The organism is Polynucleobacter sp. IMCC 29146 (genome assembly GCF_021395195.1).
Classification (GTDB): Bacteria; Pseudomonadota; Gammaproteobacteria; order Burkholderiales; family Burkholderiaceae; genus Polynucleobacter.
In genome coordinates this window covers 141,920-160,048 of the sequence record NZ_JAJVCR010000001.1, presented here as the reverse complement: position 1 = coordinate 160,048, position 18,129 = coordinate 141,920, and the positions used below count along the sequence as shown (strand labels likewise).

The following is an 18,129-nucleotide window of genomic DNA, read 5'->3' as shown; positions in this document are numbered from 1 at the left end:
TTATTTTTAGGAGAAGTAGTATGGCGCGGTACTATCCGTTTTCTGCAATCGTTGGGCAAGAGGATATGAAGCGCGCTATTTTGGTCGCCGCTCTTGAGCCGACGATTGGTGGTGTTTTGGTCATGGGTGATCGCGGCACTGGAAAATCAACTGCCGTAAGAGCATTGGCTGCTCTATTGCCGCCAATGAATGCCGTTGCTGATTGCCCCTATGGTTGTGATCCCAAGGCACCTGCAGGACTCTGTTTTTATTGTGATGGCTTGCGGGCTAGGCTGAGTGCGTTTAACGCGAGCCAAGTTATTGCAGGAAAAAAAAGTAAGCCAGTCCAATTAAAAACCATTAAACGTCTTGTACCTGTGGTTGATTTACCCTTGGGAGCGACAGAGGATCGGGTAGTAGGTGCCTTAGATATTGAAAAAGCCTTGACTCTAGGAGAAAAGGCATTTGATCCAGGCTTATTAGCGCGCGCTAATCGTGGCTTTCTGTATATTGATGAAGTCAATTTGCTCGACGATCATTTAGTTGATTTACTCATCGACGTAGCTGCCTCAGGTGAAAATGTCGTTGAGCGTGAAGGCTTAAGTATTCGCCATCCAGCTAAATTTGTCTTGGTCGGCAGTGGCAATCCAGAGGAGGGGGAGCTAAGGCCCCAACTACTTGATCGCTTTGGCTTGGCAGTAGAGGTAAAAACACCAACCAATATGCAAGACCGAGTCACAATTATTAAGCGCCGCGATGCATTTGAGCGTAATGCAGTTACTTTTCTTGCAGAATGGCAAGAACAGGAAGATGTTCTTCGTAAATCACTTGAGTTGGCGCGTAAGAAATTACCCCTGGTGAAGGTGAGCGATAAATTATTAGAGCAGGCTGCAACTTTATGTAGTCATCTTGGTACGGATGGTTTACGCGGAGAGCTTACCTTGCTGCGCGCCGCACGCGCTGTTGCGGCTTTAAATGGAAAAAATACCGTCACCCTAGACGATCTCAAAGCCATTGCGGTGCCTGCTTTACAACATCGCTTAAGGCGCAACCCATTAGATGATGCTAGTTCAGCAATTCGGATTAAACGCGCCTTGGCCGAAGTATTTCCTGCATGAGTCTGGCGCTTTGGTTGCGCGCACGATTAGTAGCGCAAATTCTACAGAGTAATCCCCATGGCTTTGGCGGTATTATTTTACGCGCCCGCGCTGGACCAGTGAGAGACCAATGGCTTAATTATTTACAATCCTTGGCACGCAATGCCGGACTTAGGACTCCTTTACGGCGAATTCCTTTGGGTATTAGCGATGAAAATTTATTGGGTGGACTCGACTTAGAGGCAACTCTACACACGGGTAAGCCCGCCTTCAGAAGCGGTATCTTAGCCAATAGCGATGGCCAGATTCTGTTGCTGCCAATGGCAGAACGAGTTGATGTGCATGTCGTGTCGCGAATCTGTATGGCATTAGATCAGGGGCAGTTGCGCCTAGAGCGAGATGGACAAAGCTATGTATTGCCCTGCCAATTCGGCATCGTTGCCCTAGATGAAGGGAGTGAAGCTGAGGAACGGACGAATATTAAACTTCAGGACCGTCTGGCGTTTCATCTGAATTTAGACGAAATTCATTGGCGTGATATAGCTGAAACTGAAGCCAACCTTTTTGAATTGGATGCCAGCAAGCAATTGCAGGACGAGCAATTCTGTTCTCAAACTCAAAACATGAATTCGGCCCAAACCATGCTCACCGATGAGCAATGGTTTGCTCTCACTGAAACTGCTATGCAGTTAGGTGTGCATTCAGTTCGGGCTTTGCACTATGCTGCAAAAACAGCCTGCTACTTGGCGACTATGCAAGGTGCTGAGCAGGTGGCTGATAGCCACCTCAGCGAAGCAATAGCCTTGGTAATTGCACCACGGGCAACCCAAATGCCGGGTGAAGAACCAGCGCCCGCAGAAGACATCCTCGATGAAGCGGAAGCTGACACACTTCCCGAACAAAATGCCGCTCCGGAAAATACGCTTGATAACGCATCTACGCCAGAGATGCCACCACCAGAAAATCAGCAGGAAGAAATAGAGCCAACCAAGGAGAGTCTGCTTGAAGCTGCTAAAGCTGCTATTCCAGCCGATTTATTAAGCGTCTTATTAAAGGACCCTTTGCTGCAAAATCAAAAGGGTTTTGGCGGGAAAGCTGGGGCAAGAAAAATCGGCCGGCTGCGTGGTCGACCGCTGGGTTCCATTGCTGGCAATCCGCAGGCTGGCACAGCACTTTCTTTAATCGACACTTTACGTACTGCCGCGCCTTGGCAGGCCATGCGAAAAAAACAAAATAGTTTGTTGGCAGCACCTCGTAACCATAAAACAATTCTTATTACTAAGAGCGATTTTCGGGTGCGACGTTATCAAGAGCGCACTCAAACCCTCACCGTCTTTGCAGTTGATGCATCGGGTTCCGCAGCAATGCATCGCTTAGCTGAAGCCAAGGGCGCAGTCGAACTTTTATTGGCTGAATGTTATGTTCGGCGTGATCAGGTAGCTGTCATTGCATTTCGTGGCTTGGGTGCAGAAATTATTTTGCCGCCAACCCGTTCGCTAGTTCGCGCTAAACGCAGTTTGGCTGAAATGCCAGGTGGTGGCGGTACCCCATTAGCTGAAGCAATTTATATGGCTACCGAACTGGCGCAAAATGCCCAACGTCAAGGCTTATCTCCGGCAATTGTTTTTCTTACGGATGGCCGAGCCAATATTGGTCGTAACGGGGTACCCGGGCGCGCGCAAGCCCAAGTGGATGCTGAACAAGCGGCGCGTTATTTAGGACAAATTGCAATTAAATCGCTGTGGATCGATACTTCGCCACAAGCTCGTGTTGAAGGTGAGCAGCTTGCCAAGCTAGTTGGTTCAATCTATTTGCCCCTACCACAGGCAAATGCGCAAGCGGTTTCACAAGCAGTCTTGCGTACCTTACAACAATAATAATTCATGCAAAATAAGCTCAACCGTTTTTTGCGGTTCTAATTCATGCATCAGATGACCGCCACTCCACTCAATCACAGTGGCTTGTGGAAAGTAACTGGAAATGATCTGCCGCAAACGCTGCTCAGGAATCCAAAGATCATTTTTTCCTAACACCCAAATTAATTTAGCACGGCATGTTTTAGCTTGATTTAGCACCGCAGTAATATCCGCTGCAGCCATAAAATTCATTGCCCCAAGCACATGATTGGTTTGAGAAAATAAGCGACGATAAAAGACTCTACGCGCTTCGGGAAGAATGGTATTGGTGGAATCCAATAATCGATCAATCATCGAGCTTGCGCCCGCTAACTTTGCCAAGATAAATGAGGCGAGTGATGAGCGCGTAAGTGGGCTTAACAGTGGCCCAAAAAGCTGGGTATAACTTGCTGGCGGTGGCACTAAAGAGGGATTTAAGCCAATAATGCACTGAATTTCTGGATTGATTTCGGCATAACGCAAAGCCAATAAAGCACCAGCAGAGTGGCCAACTACCAAAGCGGGGCCCGGTAAAGCGAGGGCCTTCATTAATTTTTGGAGCTCAAGCGCCATATTATCTAAACGAAGCGAGCTGATGGGTGCATGCAAGGTAAAAGCATGCCCAGGCAAATCGGGTACTACGACGCGAGCATGCTCGGTAAGTTTATTAATTATTTCTGACCAAGAATGTGCTGAGGCACCAGTGCCATGTAATAACAAAATCGTGGGCCCAGCATCGCCTGCAATTTGTACGTGCCAAAGCAGAGTGCCAACCGCAATAGAGCGACTTCGTGTGCGGTTTGGCCAATCATTTGGAATACGGCTAAGTGAATTCACTAGGGTTTTTACTGACTCATTAATGATTGACCTTAAAGTATAGATGTATATATCCTAAGGGCTTCATAACGGTAATGCGGTATATATGTCAGAAAATATCACAGTGATTCAAGGCATTGAACTAAAGCTCCATGAAGCGCTGGCACTAACCGATTCAAAATTTGCACCACCAACTTTAGTGCAGGCCCTCCATCACGCTATTTTTCCGGGGGGCGCGCGGATTCGCCCCCAATTGTGTTTAGCAGTCGCTGCAGCATGTGGCAACGATGATCCGGCTTTGTCATTAGCGGCAGCGGCAGCAATTGAATTACTTCATTGCGCTTCTTTGGTGCATGATGATTTGCCGTGTTTTGATGATGCAGCAACTCGGCGGGGTCAACCTTCAGTGCATGCGGCTTACGGTGAGCGGTTAGCAGTATTAGCTGGCGATGCTTTAATTGTTTTGGCTTTTGAAGTTATTGCGCGGGCCGGCAGTCGCTCGCCATTACGGTTAGCGCCACTGATTACCACGGTTGCCACTAGTGTTGGCAGCCCAAATGGCATTGCAGCTGGACAGGCCTGGGAGTGTGAAAGTAAAGTTTCTTTAAGCCGTTATCAAAAAACTAAAACGGGAGCTTTGTTTGAGGCGGCTACTGCTGCTGGTGCTCAGGCAGCTGGTTCTGATGCTGAAACATGGCGCCCTCTTGGCGAGTGGTTAGGAGAAGCTTATCAAGTAGCTGACGATATTCGCGATGTCATGGCAGACCAAAGCTTGACAGGAAAGCCTGCTGGGCAAGATATTGCGCATGATCGCCCGAATTCAACTAAAGAACTAGGCGTGATTGGTGCGATTCAACATTTTGATCAATTGGTGATGAAGGCGATTAAATCGATCCCTAGCTGTAAAGGGGAAAAATTATTACGAAGCTTAGTTGCCAAAGAGGCTGCCCGATTAATTCCTGATGATTGGTTTTTAGAAGAACAAAGGCCGATACACAGCCAATATATTGCAAGCTGATTTTGAAACAGCTACGCGATTATTTTTTTGACTGGCGTAACCAAACTATTGCCTCACCGCGTTTTCAACGTTGGAGTGCTCGTTTTCCCTTAACCCGTGGCATCGTTCGTAAACAGGCTGCCGCACTATTCGATTTAATGGCAGGCTTTGTATATTCACAGGTGCTATTAGCCTGCGTGCAGGTAAATATATTTGAGGTTTTAAGTCAGGGCGCCAAATCTTTTAGGGATTTATGCGCAGAAATACCGCTACCTGAAGCAGGCTTACGCCGCCTGCTCGACGCCGCAGTGGCACTGAATTTATTAACCCGGCGCGGCACAGATCGATATGCACTTGGTATGCTTGGTGCACCGTTAGTGGGTAATGAGGCGTTAATGAATATGATCAAACACCACATTGATTTGTATCATGATTTAGCCGATCCGCTTGCCCTGTTACGCGGAGATAATCAAAGCGCAGCAATGGCAGGGTATTGGCCATATGTATCTCAAGACCAAAATTTAGCTCCAGAAAAATTGCGGGCCGACCAGGTGCAAGCTTATTCAACTTTAATGTCGCAAACACAACCTTTGGTTAGTGCTGAAGTACTTGAAGCCTATTCATTTGCGCAGCACAAAAACTTACTCGATATTGGCGGTGGAGAGGGTAAATTTGCACTTGATTTAGCACAACAATATCCCAATTTACAAATTACGCTATTCGATATTCCCGCAGTAGCCGCTTTGGCGAATGCGCAATTTAAACAAAGGCAATTCGGTTCTCGCACCCAAGCGATTGGTGGTAATTTTTTTGATCCTTTACCCCAGGGTGCTGACATAGCCACTTTAATACGAGTCATTTTTGATCATGACGATACCAGGGTAAAACAGTTGCTTGCCAACATATACGATGCATTAATACCCGGAGGGGCTCTACTTTTGGCGGAGCCAATGGCGGGCACGCCCGGCCAGTTAAAGATGGGAGATGCCTATTTTGGCTTTTATTTATTAGCCATGGGCAGGGGGCGCCCGCGTTCGCAAGTGGAAATTAAAAACCTCTTGGCAGAGGCTGGGTTTGAGGCAATTCGTTTACTACCCAGCGCAATTCCGCTAAATGCGCAAATATTGCACTGCACAAAACCCCAAAAGCCTTAAAACTAGTGAAAACACCTAGAGAACAAAGCTAGCGTTTTATTAGGAAAGTTGGTTAATATGTAAATAAATGTTTACACATTTAATTGTCAACTGGGCTTACTTAATAACTCAATGAACGCGCTCCTTAAAACTACAGCAATTGTGCTCGAAAAGCCGGAGAACATCTGTTTAAGTGAGTTAGATCTCATACCCGCCACCACCGATGACATTATTGTCGAGGTCGAATGGAGTGGGATCAGCACCGGGACAGAAAAATTATTATGGACTGGGCAAATGCCAAGCTTTCCGGGCATGGGTTATCCGCTTGTACCGGGTTACGAGTCAGTTGGACGCGTCATCCAGGCCGATGATCAACAACGCTTTGCACTTGGCCAACGGGTTTTTATCCCTGGATCAAGCTGTTTCGTAGCGGTGCGGGGGCTATTCGGTGGCGCTGCATCGCGCTTAATTGTGCCAGCCAAGCGCGCAGTAGCAGTTGCAGAAAATGTTGGTGAAGAAGTAATTTTGTATGCTTTGGCTGCTACTGCCTATCATGTGACTGCAGGTCTTGGTAATGAGCAACCCGATTTAATTGTTGGTCATGGCGTGCTCGGCCGTTTACTAGCGCGACTTGCTGTACTAGCGGGTAAACAACCTGTGGTTTGGGAGATTGATGCGCAGCGACGTGAGGGTGCAGTAGGCTACCAAGTTGTTGATCCACAGACCTGTGCAGCAGCGAAATATAAAACAATTGTCGATGTGAGTGGTGATGCCAAACTACTTGATAACTTAGTGAGTCACTTGGCGCCGGGCGGCGAAATTGTTTTAGCCGGTTTTTATGACACCATCACCTTTGCCTTTCCTGCCGCCTTTATGCGTGAGGCTCGTATTCGTATTGCCGCACAGTGGCAACCAAGCGACTTAACAGCAATTCATCAGCTAGTTGAGTCTGGCAACTTGTCGTTGGCCGATCTAATAACGCACCGCGCGAGCCCCCAAGATGCTGCTGAAGCTTACCGGACCGCATTTCATCACAAAGATTGTTTAAAAATGGTTTTAGATTGGAGAACACGACAATGAACGCACCGACAAAAGTAAAAATCGACGGCATTCCAAGCGAGGCAACCATTCAATTTATGAATTTGAAAAAAGAAGCCGCAATTGAGCCTGATGCGGTTTCAACTGGACCCATTACCAAAGAAACCCAAATTATTGCTATTTACGGTAAAGGGGGCATTGGGAAAAGTTTTACCTTAGCCAATTTGTCATACATGATGGCCCAGCAGGGTAAAAAAGTTTTACTCATTGGTTGTGATCCAAAGAGTGATACCACCTCGCTCTTGTTTGGCGGAAAAGCTTGCCCAACCATTATTGAGACATCATCAAAAAAGAAATTATCGGGTGATGCGGTAGCTATTGGCGATGTTTGTTTTAAGCGCGATGGAGTCTACGCGATGGAATTAGGTGGGCCAGAGGTAGGGCGGGGCTGCGGTGGCCGCGGCATCATTCATGGTTTTGAAACGCTTGAAAAATTAGGCTTTCATGACTGGGGTTTTGATTTTGTTCTCCTTGATTTTTTAGGCGATGTGGTTTGTGGTGGCTTTGGCTTGCCGATTGCACGCGATATGTGTCAGAAAGTTATCGTCGTGGCTAGCAATGATTTGCAATCGTTATATGTCGCTAATAATGTCTGTTCAGCGGTGGAATATTTCCGCAAGCTCGGCGGGAACGTAGGTGTAGCGGGTATGGTGATTAATAAAGATGATCATACGGGTGAAGCCCAAGCCTTTGCCGAAAAAGCAGGTATACCGGTGTTGGCAGCTATTCCAGCCGATGATGATATTCGCCGTAAAAGTGCAAGCTATGAAATTATCGGTCGCCCAGGTACCCAGTGGGGTCCTCTTTTTGAAGAGTTGGCTAGCAATGTTGCCACAGCGCCGCCCGTAAGGCCCAAGCCATTAAGTCAAGATGATTTACTCGGACTTTTCTCGGCCGACATTACCGGTCGTGATTTTGTGCTTGAGCCAGCAACGGTAAAAGACATGATGGGTAAAGATGCCGTCATTAAAGAAACCCTCGAAGTAATTTACGACCAAGCTTAAATATTGAGCCGCAGATGACTACCGCAACTATTCCAATCGTGCCAGAAAAGCTGCTTGTCGATCCAGCTTTAGGCGATGGTGTGGGCTGTCATGCTGGCAAGGAGCAGATGAATGTAGCTGCACGCGCGGCAGGTAAAACAGCAATTTTGCAGCAGTATGAAAAAGATTACCCAAAGGGACCACACGACCAGCCCCAAAGTATGTGCCCCGCATTTGGTTCTTTAAGAGTGGGTCTAAGAATGCGGCGAACCGCAACGATCCTATCAGGATCAGCATGCTGTGTTTATGGCTTAACGTTTACATCGCATTTTTACGGCGCGCGGCGTAGCGTGGGGTATGTGCCATTTAATTCAGAATCATTAGTCACGGGTAAGTTGTTTGAAGATATTCGCGAGGCGGTTTACAAAGAAGCTGACCCCGATAAATATGATGCCATTGTGATTATTAATTTATGCGTGCCCACTGCTAGTGGCGTGCCATTGCAATTGCTACCCAAAGAGATTAATGGCGTACGCATTATTGGTATTGACGTCCCAGGTTTTGGTGTGCCAACCCATGCTGAAGCAAAAGATGTTTTGGCTGGGGCGATGTTGCAATATGCACGTAATGAAATTCTCGCTGGACCGGTACCAGCACCACGCTCAGGTAAACAGACCAAACCCACTGTCACTTTATTAGGTGAAATGTTTCCGGCTGATCCCGCCGTAATCGGCATGTTGCTAGATCCAATGGATTTGGCTGTCGGCGCTACCGTGCCTACTCGCGAATGGCGTGAGTTATACCAAGCCCTTGATTGTGCAGTCGTTGGGGCGATTCATCCCTTTTACACCGCTAGTATTCGTGAATTTCAAGCGGCGGGTCGACCCATTGTGGGTTCAGCCCCAGTAGGCTATGAAGGTACTGCAAATTGGTTGGCGGCAATTGGTGCGGCAACGAATACCAGCGCTGAAAAAATTGCTGCTGCACAAAATAAATTTTTACCCGCTATTAAAGGTGTGCTCGGCGCAGCACCAATTAAAGGACGCATTAACGTCAGTGGTTATGAAGGCTCGGAATTATTAGTTGCCCGCTTACTCATAGAAAGTGGAGCCGAGGTGCGCTACGTTGGTTCTGCCTGTCCGCGAACAGAATGGAGTCAAGCTGACCTCGAGTGGCTCGAGGCAAAAGGGGTGCAAGTAGTGTTTCGCGCGTCACTTGAGCAAGATTTAGCGGCGATGGCTGAGTACCAACCAGATTTAGCGATTGGCACGACTCCGGTAGTGCAGGCTGCTAAACAAGCCTCTATTCCCGCTTTATATTTCACCAATTTAATTTCTGCACGGCCCTTAATGGGACCCGCTGGTGCGGGGTCATTAGCACAAGTGATTAACGCAGCCCTCAAGAATCAAACTCGCTTTGATGAGATGAAAGCTTTTTTTGGCAATGTGGGAAGTGGCTATGCAGCCGGAGTTTGGGAGGATGTGCCGGTAGATCGCCCCGAGTTCAAAGCAGAAACCCGCCGTAAGCTCGAGAAAAAAATCAAGAAGCGCAAAGCTGAGGAGATGATGTAATGTTTGTCATTGATCACGACCGTGCTGGCGGATATTGGGGCGCTGTCTATGTTTTTACGTCCATTAAAGGTTTGCAAGTTGTCATTGATGGACCAGTTGGGTGTGAAAATTTACCAGTCACCTCAGTATTGCATTACACCGATGCCTTGCCACCCCATGAGTTACCTATTGTAGTAACCGGTTTAGCCGAAGAACAATTGGGACGAGAAGGTACAGAAGGTGCAATGAAACGGGCTCATGCAACCTTAGACCCCGATTTACCTGCAGTGGTTGTTACTGGCTCGATTGCCGAAATGATTGGTGGTGGAGTAACGCCAGAAGGCACTAATATTCAACGCTTCTTGCCGCGGACGATTGATGAGGATCAGTGGCAATGCGCGAATCGTGCGATGTTTTGGTTGTGGAGTGAGTACGGCATCAAGACGGTCCCCACCCGCCCACCTAAAAAATCTGGCGAAAAACCCCGCGTCAATATTATTGGCCCTTGTTACGGCACTTTCAACATGCCAAGCGATTTAGCTGAAATTCGCCGCTTAGTAGAAGGTATTGGCGCTGAAATTAATTTGGTTTTTCCTTTAGGTGGTCATCTGGCCGATGTCGCGCGCTTAGTTGATGCTGATGTGAATATTTGTATGTATCGCGAGTTTGGACGGATGTTATGTGAGGCCTTAGATCGTCCGTATTTACAAGCCCCCATTGGTTTGCATAGCACGACTCAATTTTTACGTACTCTAGGTGAGCATCTTGGGTTGGATCCCGAGCCTTTTATTGAACGGGAGAAGCACACAACGATTAAACCTATTTGGGATTTGTGGCGCTCGGTTACACAAGATTTTTTTGGCACGGCTAGTTTTGCGGTAGTAGCGAACGAGACCTATTCTCGTGGCATTCGCCATTTCTTTGAAGACGAAATGGGGATGCCCTGTAATTTTGCCGTGGCGCGTAAACCTGGTGAAAAAACGAATAATGAAGAAGTGCGGAAATTGACCAAAGAAAAAACGCCGCTGATTATGTATGGTAGTTACAACGAGCGCATGTATTTAAGTGAAATTGGTTCAAAGGCCACGTTTATTCCCGCCTCATATCCGGGAGCATTAATTCGCCGCCATACAGGTACGCCTTTTATGGGTTATGCCGGCGCAACCTACCTAATTCAAGAATTTTGCAATGGTTTATTTGATGCACTATTTCATATTATTCCTTTAGCTACTGAGATGGATAAGGTTGACGCCACCTTGGTACGGCAAAAGTTATTGGCTAATTTGCAATGGGCAGCAGACGCTCAAAAAGCCGTTGCCGATTATGTCCAAGCCCAGCCGGTATTAGTGCAAATTTCAGCGGCGAAATTATTGCGTGATCGAGTTGAGCGGGCTGCTGAAACAGCTAATGAAGAACAGATTACTTTAGAGCGGGTGCGCATCTCTTGCCCAGAAATTTCAGTGGGAGAAACAGTATGAAGCTGAACCCCATCCGCTTTCCAAAATTTGGCAGCAGTAAGCCATCTGCCCATGGCGCGCGGGCTTTGCGCGGTAACGGTCGAAAGGCCATTTTAAGGAGTGATCTCGTATGAGTGATAACAGAACAGACTCAATCTCTGGTCTCACCGACGACGAAGCCAAGGAATTCAATCAGTTTTATGTCCAAGGCCTAGTTGGGTTTGTAGCAGTTGCAGTGGTTGCACACATTTTGGTGTGGGCTTGGCGTCCTTGGTTCCATTAAGCAGAAATTAGCGGGAGGTATACATATGAAAAATATCACTTTAGAGAATACCGATCAGGATTTTCTGGAAAAGAATTCTTTGCAATTTAAAGCAATTTTTTTCTCAGGCTTTATGGTGTTTTTTGTAATTTGCCTATCAGCAAAATTTTTGCCTAAACAATGGAGCTCTTGGCTACCAATTGAAGAAGGGAAGCATTCTGTGGCACGGGATGCAAGTACAGCGGTATATAGCTTTATGTCGTATTTAACTTAGGAGAAAAGTATGTGGAGAATATGGAAACTATATGACCCATTGCGCGCTATGGTAATTCAAGGAATTTTTCTGTTTGGATTAGCCGCCATGATTCATTTAATCCTGCTTAGTACTGTGCGCTATAACTGGTTGGATGGCATGAACCAGGCTCAGTTCAAGGCTGCTGAATCTGCAGGTTCTGCAACACCACCAGCTGTACCTGCTGGGAAGTAATTGCTGTATGCGAACGAAGACAGATAAGACAAGAAGCTTAAGCCTTGTCTTATCTGAATTCCTAGAAGGGGGGAAGTAAAAATGGCAATGCTGAGTTTTGAGAGAAAGTACCGAGTTCGTGGGGGCACTTTAATTGGTGGCGACCTTTTTGACTTTTGGGTCGGCCCCTTTTACGTTGGTTTTTTTGGTATTACCACCGTATTTTTTGCCTTTCTTGGAACGGCAATGATTTTATGGGGAGCATCTCAAGGACCCACTTGGAATCTGTGGCAAATTAATATTGCCCCGCCCGACCTGAAATACGGTTTGCATTTCGCTCCCTTGATGGAAGGCGGTCTGTGGCAACTGGTTACGATTTGTGCGCTGGGTGCATTTGGTTCGTGGGCTTTGCGCGAAATTGAAATCTGTCGCAAATTAGGGATGGGCTTGCATGTCCCCTTTGCTTATCTGATGGCAGTTTTTGCTTATTTCACTTTGGTTGTGATCCGCCCAGTATTAATGGGCGCCTGGGGTTATGGTTTTCCATATGGCATTTTGAGCCATCTTGATTGGGTTTCAAACACAGGTTATCAATATCTACATTTTCATTACAACCCTGCACACATGATTGCGGTGACATTATTTTTTACGACTACCTTAGCTTTATGTATGCATGGTGGTTTAGTTTTGTCTTCTACTAATCCGCAAAAAGGACAACCAGTTAAGACACCAGAACACGAAGATACTTTTTTTAGGGATTTTATTGGTTACTCGGTTGGGACCCTTGGAATTCATCGCCTTGGTTTGTTCTTGGCCTTGGCGGCAGTATTTTGGAGTGCCGTTTGTATTGTAATTAGCGGCCCATTTTGGACTCGTGGTTGGCCAGAATGGTGGGGTTGGTGGTTGAATTTACCAATTTGGCGATAGGCCTAAGGGAAAAACAATATGGAATATCAAAATCTCTTTACCCAAGTGCAGGTCGTTGGTCCCATTCATCACGGCATACCCTTAGATCGATATGAGCAACGGAATCGTATCGGTAAACCCTTCTTATTTCATTTAATAGGGCGTCTTGGTAACGCCCAAATTGGTCCGATTTATTTGGGTTGGCTCGGAATAGCTTCCTTATTTTTTGGCACTATTGCAATTCAAATCATGGGCTGGAATATGCTGGCCTCAGTGAATTGGAGTCCGATTCAGTTTGTTAAGCAATTATTTTGGCTTTCTTTGGATCCACCCCATCCTAAATATGGCTTGAAATTATTTATGCCTTTAGCTGAAGGTGGTTGGTGGATGATGGCCGGTTTCTTTTTGACCCTTGCAATTTTATTATGGTGGTTGCGCACCTATCGGCGTGCAGTTGCATTAGGCATGGGAACACATGTGGCTTGGGGATTTTTAGCGGCTATTTGGCTCTTTTTAGTTTTAGGATTTTTACGGCCATTACTGATGGGAAGCTGGAGCGAGGGCGTGCCATTTGGCGTCTTCTCGCACCTCGATTGGACTGCCGCTTTTTCTTTACGTTATGGTAATTTGTTTTATAACCCGTTCCACATGCTTTCAATTGCCTTCCTCTATGGCTCGGTGCTGTTATTTGCGATGCACGCGGGAACAATTTTGGCTGTGTCCCGTTTTGGCGGCGAGCGTGAAATAGAGCAGATCGTTGATCGTGGTACTGCCTCAGAAAGAGCGGCTTTATTTTGGCGCTGGACGATGGGCTTTAACGCCACCATGGAATCAATTCATCGTTGGGCTTGGTGGTTTGCAGTGCTCACGCCATTAGTCGGCGGCATTGGTATTCTTTTAACCGGCACGGTTGTCGATAACTGGTACTTGTGGGCAGTAAAACACCATGTGGCCCCAGCCTACCCGAATGTTTTTGGGGGCATTACGGTTGATCCTGCCAGTACATTTGTCGCGCCACCACCACCAGTGCCACAAATTCCAATGCAGGGGATGAAACCATGAAGATTATTTATGCCAAACTCAGTCTGCTGCTATTGCTGTGTAGCATGCTGGTCTTAGTAGGTTGTGAGCGACCTCCAATAGAAGGTGTGCAGCATGGCTATCGCGGCACCGGAATGGATGAAATATATAACCCTCGTACCTTGGCTGCGCAAGCCGCTAACAATGTGGTACCCGCTTCTTATCCAGTGCCAGCAGATGGACCCAAGGCAGCCACTGCATATAAAAATGTCAAAGTCTTAGGGAATTTAAGTACCGCGCAATTTACAACCTTTATGGTTTCGATGACGAGTTGGGTATCACCACAACAAGGCTGTGCTTATTGCCACAATGTTGAAAATTTTGCTGATGATAGTAAGTACACCAAGGTCGTTGCACGTCGCATGATTCAAATGAACCAACGGATTAACGGTGATTGGCAAAGCCACGTTAAGCAAACCGGTGTGACATGCTATACCTGTCACCGGGGGAATAATATTCCTCAGCAAGTATGGTTTACTGCCCCCGAACAAAAGCAGGGTAATGGTTGGTTAGGTAATAAAGACGGCCAAAATACGCCAAGTCAATCAGTTGGGCTTTCTAGTTTGCCCTATGATCCATTTACACCATTTTTGTTAAAGGACAGCATGATTCGGGTCGAGGGTGATACCGCTTTGCGTACCAATAACAAGCGCAATATTAAAGAGACAGAAAAGACCTTTGGTCTGATGATTCATATGTCGAAGTCATTGGGAGTAAATTGCACTTATTGCCATAACACGCGCGCTATTGCTAGCTGGGAAGAAAGCCCGCCACAGCGCTCAACTGCTTGGTATGGAATTCGTATGGCGCGTGATATTAATAATAATTTTATGGTCCCGCTAACCAAGGTATTTCCAGCCCATCGCTTGGGTCCAACTGGCGATGTTGCCAAGGCAAATTGTGGCACTTGTCATCAGGGTGCGTACAAGCCTTTGTACGGTGTTTCGATGTTGACTGATTACCCTTACTTACGTGGCAGTGGCATAACTACTGCAGCAGCGGCTGCCAGTGTAAGCAATACTTCGGTGAAATAGTCTTACGGTAGACCGTAAGACTACTCGTATTTATGTTGAAAAAGACGGTTATTCATGATGACACTAGACCCGTTGCCTTAGTCATTGGCAGCGGTTTTGGTGGTTTAGCTGCGGCAATTCGCTTAGCTCATCATGGCTATCGGGTACGGGTTATTGAGAAACTGGCTGCGCCAGGTGGTAGAGCGTCGGTCTTTAAAAAAGATGGCTTTACTTTTGATGCCGGCCCCACGATTATTACAGCGCCATTTTTATTGGAAGAGCTCTGGGAGCTATGTGGCGAAAAATTGAGTGACGATGTTGATTTACGTTTAATGGACCCGTTTTATCGGATTCGTTTTGACGATGGTACCTACTTTGATTACACCGGTAACTTAGCGCAAATGCGTCAAGAGGTCGCCAAGTTTGCGCCTGAAGATTTGGTGGGATTTGATCAGTTTCTTCAAGAGGCTGAGAAATGCTATAAGTTGGGTTTTGAAGATTTAAGTTCAGTCGCTTTTGATTCGCTGAAAGATTTACTTGCCGCCATTCCATCTATGATGCGCATGAAAGCATGGGAAAGTATTTATACGTTGGTAGCGCGGTATTTTAAAAACCCGAAATTACGTCAAGTAATGAGTTTTCACCCACTATTAATTGGCGGTAATCCATTTTCTGTAACAGCCGTGTATGCCTTAATTAATTCACTTGAAAGAAGGCATGGAGTTTTTTCAGCAATGGGTGGTACTGGCGCAATTATTCAGGGCTTAGTTAGGCTATTACGCGATCAGGGCGTCGAGATTGAATGCAATACTGAAGTGAAGAAAATTGTCGTAAAAAATGGCCAGGCAACTGGTATCACTACGGCTGATGGCAGTTTTATAGCTGCTGATATCGTCGTTTCGAATGCCGACGCGGCATGGACTTATCAAAAATTAATTGATCCCGAACACCGTCGGGTATGGACTGATCAGAAAGTAATGAAAAGCAAGTATTCAATGAGTTTATTTGTTTGGTATTTTGGCATTGATCGACAGTATCACGATATTCCACATCATATGATTTTATTGGGTAAGCGGTATAAAGAATTATTAACGGATATTTTTAAACGCAAAATATTAGCTGACGACTTTAGTCTTTATTTGCATCGACCCACTGCTACGGATCCCTCTTTAGGTCCGATGGGTTGTGATACTTTTTATGTTTTATCACCGGTTCCGAATTTAGATAGCGGTACCGATTGGCAGGCATATGCAGAAACGTATCGTCAAAAAATTGCTGATTATTTAGAGGCCACAGTCATGCCAGGGTTTCAAGCGCATCTTAAAACCTCTTTTTGTATGACGCCGCAAGATTTTCAAGATCGCTTACTGTCAGTAAAAGGTGCGGCCTTTGGTTTCGAGCCACTCTTGCTACAAAGTGCTTGGTTTAGACCCCACAATCGCAGCGAAGATGTACAGGGACTTTTTATGGTGGGCGCAGGTACGCATCCTGGCGCAGGCATTCCTGGGGTTTTATCTTCTGCTAAAGCCTTGATGTCGGTTGTACCAAAGGCTATTCATCAACCACCTAAAGTTTGCAGCCTTTAAAGGAGAATGCTGGATGAGTCAATTTAGTAACGATGTTGCCCAGTGCACTGAAACGATGCGAGTTGGCTCAAAATCATTTTTTGCTGCATCACGTCTTTTGCCCAAACGGGTACGCGACCCAGCCATCGCACTCTATGCCTTTTGTCGTCTGACGGATGATATTGCCGATGCGATTGATGCAAAACCCGATGCTATTGTGGGCTTATGTAAGCGCTTAGAGCGTATTTATCAAGGTAAGCCAGACTATCAAGCGGCTGATCGGGCCTTAGCTGAAGTAGTCCGTTATTACGATATTCCCCAAGAATTATTACAAGCACTCATTGAGGGTTATGAATGGGATAGCCAACATCGCCAGTACGTCACTCTGGATGCTTTATTAGATTATTGCGCACGCGTTGCTGGTTCAGTTGGGGCGATGATGTGCCTGCTGATGGGCAAGCGTGATCCAGCAATCATAGCCCGTGCTTGTGATCTTGGTTTGGCAATGCAACTAACTAATATCGCGCGTGACGTTGGCGAAGATGCGCGCAATGGCCGCTTATATTTGCCGCGTAGTTGGTTGGTAGAAGAAGGAATTGATCCCGATCAATGGCTTAAAAATCCCCAATTTAATCCTGCCATTGCCAGAGTAGTCGAGCGCCTCTTAAAGCAAGCAGATGCTTTATACGAGCAAGCCGAAATTGGTATAACTAACCTACCCTGGGATTGCCGCCCAGCAATTCAAGCAGCGCGCTTAATTTATGCTGAAATTGGCCGTCAAATAGAACAAAACCAGTTGAATTCTATAGCCCTACGTGCGATTGTATCGAGCCAGAAAAAAATGCATCTATTAAGTCGCGCGATGTTAGTTACTGCTAAGCGCAATTGGAGCAAACGCTTCATTCCAGCACATCCTGCAAGTCAATATTTAATTCAAGCAGTTATTAAAGCACCGCATCAACCTCATTATGGTGGTTCAATTCACGAACGTATCGTTTGGGTGGTGAATTTATTAGAGCGGGTTGAAATGCGGCGTCGTGAGCAAGCGAAGGTAGCAGTAGCAGCACAAAAAATGGCTGCCTAATTATCTAATGACTGCATTTTTAGCGTATTCGCGGCATTCGCCAAGCTAACATCCATTGCACAATTGGTGAGGCGAAGCGAGGCACATTGAGGGTTTCATGAAATGAAATCACTGGCTCGCCTAATAACTCTGAAGACAAAATCGAACGAGCATAAAACGGCGTATCTTCTAGGGTTTGTATTAATTTCAATGAAGGCTGATCAGCATTGCGCATCTGTCGTTGAATTTGCCAAGCAGTTTTGGGTAGAGTTTGCCGTGGGGGTGGCACAAAGGGTTCAACGCGACCATCTGGATGGAAGAGGAGAGCGTGCAATTTTTCCACCCCATTTTTTTGGCGCACATCATATATGACTGCAGTACGTTTGCCACTCAATTCGGCGCGCGACCAATCCCACTCATGAAAATCGGGTGCTAGCGGGCCATCGCCTTCATTGGAATCTAAATACCCATTGCCTTGCCAATGTAAATCAGGCTTACTCAGTTCAACCTGGACGCGTGCTCTTGGGGCAAGCGGCCCCCAGCGATGACGACCTTGATCATCAAGGGCAGTTGAAAAATTAAACAGTTGTTCTGGATAGATTCGAACTGTGCCACGAACAGCTTGACCAAAGGGCACTGCCCGTTCTCTGATTTCAATGGTGAGGCAATCTTTATCCCAGCGTAATGAGCTTGGGCCAATGACAAACTCATTAGCGCTGCGGCATGCACTGCGCGCACTTCTTTCGGTCATAGTCCAACGCTTTTTTCC

General features: G+C 46.5%; 18 protein-coding genes. 16 read left to right on the top strand and 2 right to left on the bottom strand.

All coding sequences use genetic code 11. The features are described from left to right. Nucleotides 1-20: 20 nt before the first annotated feature. Together bchI and LZT22_RS00825 are read left to right on the top strand one after the other, a co-directional pair. On the top strand, nucleotides 21-1,097 hold the full coding sequence (gene bchI / locus LZT22_RS00830) for a magnesium chelatase ATPase subunit I (protein WP_233923162.1): 1,077 nt from the start codon (nucleotides 21-23) through the stop codon (nucleotides 1,095-1,097). Beyond that, nucleotides 1,094-2,953: a magnesium chelatase subunit D gene (locus LZT22_RS00825; RefSeq protein ID WP_233923161.1), complete on the top strand. Its 1,860-nt coding sequence runs from the start codon at nucleotides 1,094-1,096 to the stop codon at nucleotides 2,951-2,953. Before bchI ends, LZT22_RS00825 begins: the two co-directional genes overlap by 4 nt. Here LZT22_RS00825 and bchO read toward each other — a convergent pair. Beyond that, nucleotides 2,942-3,808: an alpha/beta fold hydrolase BchO gene (bchO, locus tag LZT22_RS00820; RefSeq protein ID WP_233923160.1), complete on the bottom strand. Its 867-nt coding sequence runs from the start codon at nucleotides 3,806-3,808 to the stop codon at nucleotides 2,942-2,944. The genes LZT22_RS00825 and bchO overlap by 12 nt on opposite strands. An 85-nt stretch (nucleotides 3,809-3,893) precedes the next feature. On the opposite strand from bchO, the gene LZT22_RS00815 reads away from it, so the two are divergent. The 14 genes from LZT22_RS00815 (at nucleotide 3,894) to LZT22_RS00750 (ending at nucleotide 17,381) form a co-directional block, all read left to right on the top strand. Beyond that, nucleotides 3,894-4,805 (top strand): polyprenyl synthetase family protein, encoded by a 912-nt coding sequence (locus LZT22_RS00815; protein WP_233923159.1) that lies wholly within the window; start codon nucleotides 3,894-3,896, stop codon nucleotides 4,803-4,805. Nucleotides 4,806-4,807: 2 nt separating this feature from the next. Further along, nucleotides 4,808-5,938, top strand: a complete 1,131-nt coding sequence (locus LZT22_RS00810; protein ID WP_233923158.1) for an acetylserotonin O-methyltransferase — start codon at nucleotides 4,808-4,810, stop codon at nucleotides 5,936-5,938. A 111-nt stretch (nucleotides 5,939-6,049) separates the two neighbouring features. After that, a complete protein-coding gene (gene bchC / locus LZT22_RS00805) occupies nucleotides 6,050-6,997 on the top strand; it encodes a chlorophyll synthesis pathway protein BchC (RefSeq protein WP_233923157.1) in 948 nt (315 codons plus the stop codon). After that, complete coding sequence (locus LZT22_RS00800) at nucleotides 6,994-8,019, top strand: chlorophyllide a reductase iron protein subunit X (RefSeq protein WP_233923156.1); 1,026 nt, start codon at nucleotides 6,994-6,996, stop codon at nucleotides 8,017-8,019. The genes bchC and LZT22_RS00800 overlap by 4 nt, the downstream gene beginning before the upstream one ends. Before the next feature lie 14 nt (nucleotides 8,020-8,033). Beyond that, on the top strand, nucleotides 8,034-9,569 hold the full coding sequence (gene bchY, locus LZT22_RS00795; RefSeq protein ID WP_233923155.1) for a chlorophyllide a reductase subunit Y: 1,536 nt from the start codon (nucleotides 8,034-8,036) through the stop codon (nucleotides 9,567-9,569). Further along, entirely contained in the window at nucleotides 9,569-11,026 is a 1,458-nt protein-coding gene (gene bchZ, locus LZT22_RS00790) for a chlorophyllide a reductase subunit Z (protein ID WP_233923154.1), read from the top strand. The genes bchY and bchZ overlap by 1 nt, the downstream gene beginning before the upstream one ends. A 109-nt stretch (nucleotides 11,027-11,135) precedes the next feature. Continuing rightward, nucleotides 11,136-11,288 carry a light-harvesting antenna LH1, beta subunit gene (gene pufB / locus LZT22_RS00785; RefSeq protein ID WP_233923153.1) on the top strand — a complete coding sequence of 51 codons (153 nt, stop codon included), beginning with the start codon at nucleotides 11,136-11,138 and terminating at the stop codon, nucleotides 11,286-11,288. A gap of 25 nt (nucleotides 11,289-11,313) precedes the next feature. Further along, the gene (locus LZT22_RS00780) at nucleotides 11,314-11,541 is read left to right on the top strand and encodes a hypothetical protein (protein ID WP_233923152.1); all 228 of its coding nucleotides are present in this window, start codon (nucleotides 11,314-11,316) and stop codon (nucleotides 11,539-11,541) included. 9 nt (nucleotides 11,542-11,550) lie between these two features. Beyond that, nucleotides 11,551-11,754, top strand: a complete 204-nt coding sequence (pufA, locus tag LZT22_RS00775; RefSeq protein ID WP_233923151.1) for a light-harvesting antenna LH1, alpha subunit — start codon at nucleotides 11,551-11,553, stop codon at nucleotides 11,752-11,754. Nucleotides 11,755-11,835: 81 nt separating this feature from the next. Then, the gene (gene pufL, locus LZT22_RS00770; RefSeq protein ID WP_233923150.1) at nucleotides 11,836-12,660 is read left to right on the top strand and encodes a photosynthetic reaction center subunit L; all 825 of its coding nucleotides are present in this window, start codon (nucleotides 11,836-11,838) and stop codon (nucleotides 12,658-12,660) included. An 18-nt stretch (nucleotides 12,661-12,678) separates the two neighbouring features. Further along, entirely contained in the window at nucleotides 12,679-13,701 is a 1,023-nt protein-coding gene (gene pufM / locus LZT22_RS00765; RefSeq protein ID WP_233923149.1) for a photosynthetic reaction center subunit M, read from the top strand. Further along, nucleotides 13,698-14,753 (top strand): photosynthetic reaction center cytochrome PufC, encoded by a 1,056-nt coding sequence (pufC, locus tag LZT22_RS00760; RefSeq protein WP_233923148.1) that lies wholly within the window; start codon nucleotides 13,698-13,700, stop codon nucleotides 14,751-14,753. Before pufM ends, pufC begins: the two co-directional genes overlap by 4 nt. 32 nt (nucleotides 14,754-14,785) lie before the next feature. Beyond that, nucleotides 14,786-16,318, top strand: coding sequence for a phytoene desaturase (locus tag LZT22_RS00755; protein ID WP_233923147.1), 1,533 nt, complete (start codon nucleotides 14,786-14,788; stop codon nucleotides 16,316-16,318). 13 nt (nucleotides 16,319-16,331) lie between these two features. Then, entirely contained in the window at nucleotides 16,332-17,381 is a 1,050-nt protein-coding gene (locus tag LZT22_RS00750) for a phytoene/squalene synthase family protein (protein ID WP_233923146.1), read from the top strand. 19 nt (nucleotides 17,382-17,400) lie between these two features. Here LZT22_RS00750 and LZT22_RS00745 read toward each other — a convergent pair whose 3' ends face one another. Continuing rightward, on the bottom strand, nucleotides 17,401-18,111 hold the full coding sequence (locus LZT22_RS00745; protein ID WP_233923145.1) for a carotenoid 1,2-hydratase: 711 nt from the start codon (nucleotides 18,109-18,111) through the stop codon (nucleotides 17,401-17,403). Between the last annotated feature and the right edge of the window lie 18 nt (nucleotides 18,112-18,129).

Excerpts from the sequence above, each read along its gene's own strand:
- LZT22_RS00800 (WP_233923156.1), top strand. The coding sequence starts at position 6,994 with ATGAACGCACCGACAAAAGTAAAAATCGACGGCATTCCAAGCGAGGCA.
- pufC (WP_233923148.1), top strand. The coding sequence starts at position 13,698 with ATGAAGATTATTTATGCCAAACTCAGTCTGCTGCTATTGCTGTGTAGC.
- bchC (WP_233923157.1), top strand. The coding sequence starts at position 6,050 with ATGAACGCGCTCCTTAAAACTACAGCAATTGTGCTCGAAAAGCCGGAG.
- pufM (WP_233923149.1), top strand. The coding sequence starts at position 12,679 with ATGGAATATCAAAATCTCTTTACCCAAGTGCAGGTCGTTGGTCCCATT.
- LZT22_RS00780 (WP_233923152.1), top strand. The coding sequence starts at position 11,314 with ATGAAAAATATCACTTTAGAGAATACCGATCAGGATTTTCTGGAAAAG.
- bchY (WP_233923155.1), top strand. The coding sequence starts at position 8,034 with ATGACTACCGCAACTATTCCAATCGTGCCAGAAAAGCTGCTTGTCGAT.
- bchI (WP_233923162.1), top strand. The coding sequence starts at position 21 with ATGGCGCGGTACTATCCGTTTTCTGCAATCGTTGGGCAAGAGGATATG.
- pufB (WP_233923153.1), top strand. The coding sequence starts at position 11,136 with ATGAGTGATAACAGAACAGACTCAATCTCTGGTCTCACCGACGACGAA.
- pufA (WP_233923151.1), top strand. The coding sequence starts at position 11,551 with ATGTGGAGAATATGGAAACTATATGACCCATTGCGCGCTATGGTAATT.
- LZT22_RS00755 (WP_233923147.1), top strand. The coding sequence starts at position 14,786 with ATGTTGAAAAAGACGGTTATTCATGATGACACTAGACCCGTTGCCTTA.
- bchZ (WP_233923154.1), top strand. The coding sequence starts at position 9,569 with ATGTTTGTCATTGATCACGACCGTGCTGGCGGATATTGGGGCGCTGTC.
- pufL (WP_233923150.1), top strand. The coding sequence starts at position 11,836 with ATGGCAATGCTGAGTTTTGAGAGAAAGTACCGAGTTCGTGGGGGCACT.
- LZT22_RS00815 (WP_233923159.1), top strand. The coding sequence starts at position 3,894 with ATGTCAGAAAATATCACAGTGATTCAAGGCATTGAACTAAAGCTCCAT.
- LZT22_RS00750 (WP_233923146.1), top strand. The coding sequence starts at position 16,332 with ATGAGTCAATTTAGTAACGATGTTGCCCAGTGCACTGAAACGATGCGA.
- LZT22_RS00745 (WP_233923145.1), bottom strand. The coding sequence starts at position 18,111 with ATGACCGAAAGAAGTGCGCGCAGTGCATGCCGCAGCGCTAATGAGTTT.
- LZT22_RS00825 (WP_233923161.1), top strand. The coding sequence starts at position 1,094 with ATGAGTCTGGCGCTTTGGTTGCGCGCACGATTAGTAGCGCAAATTCTA.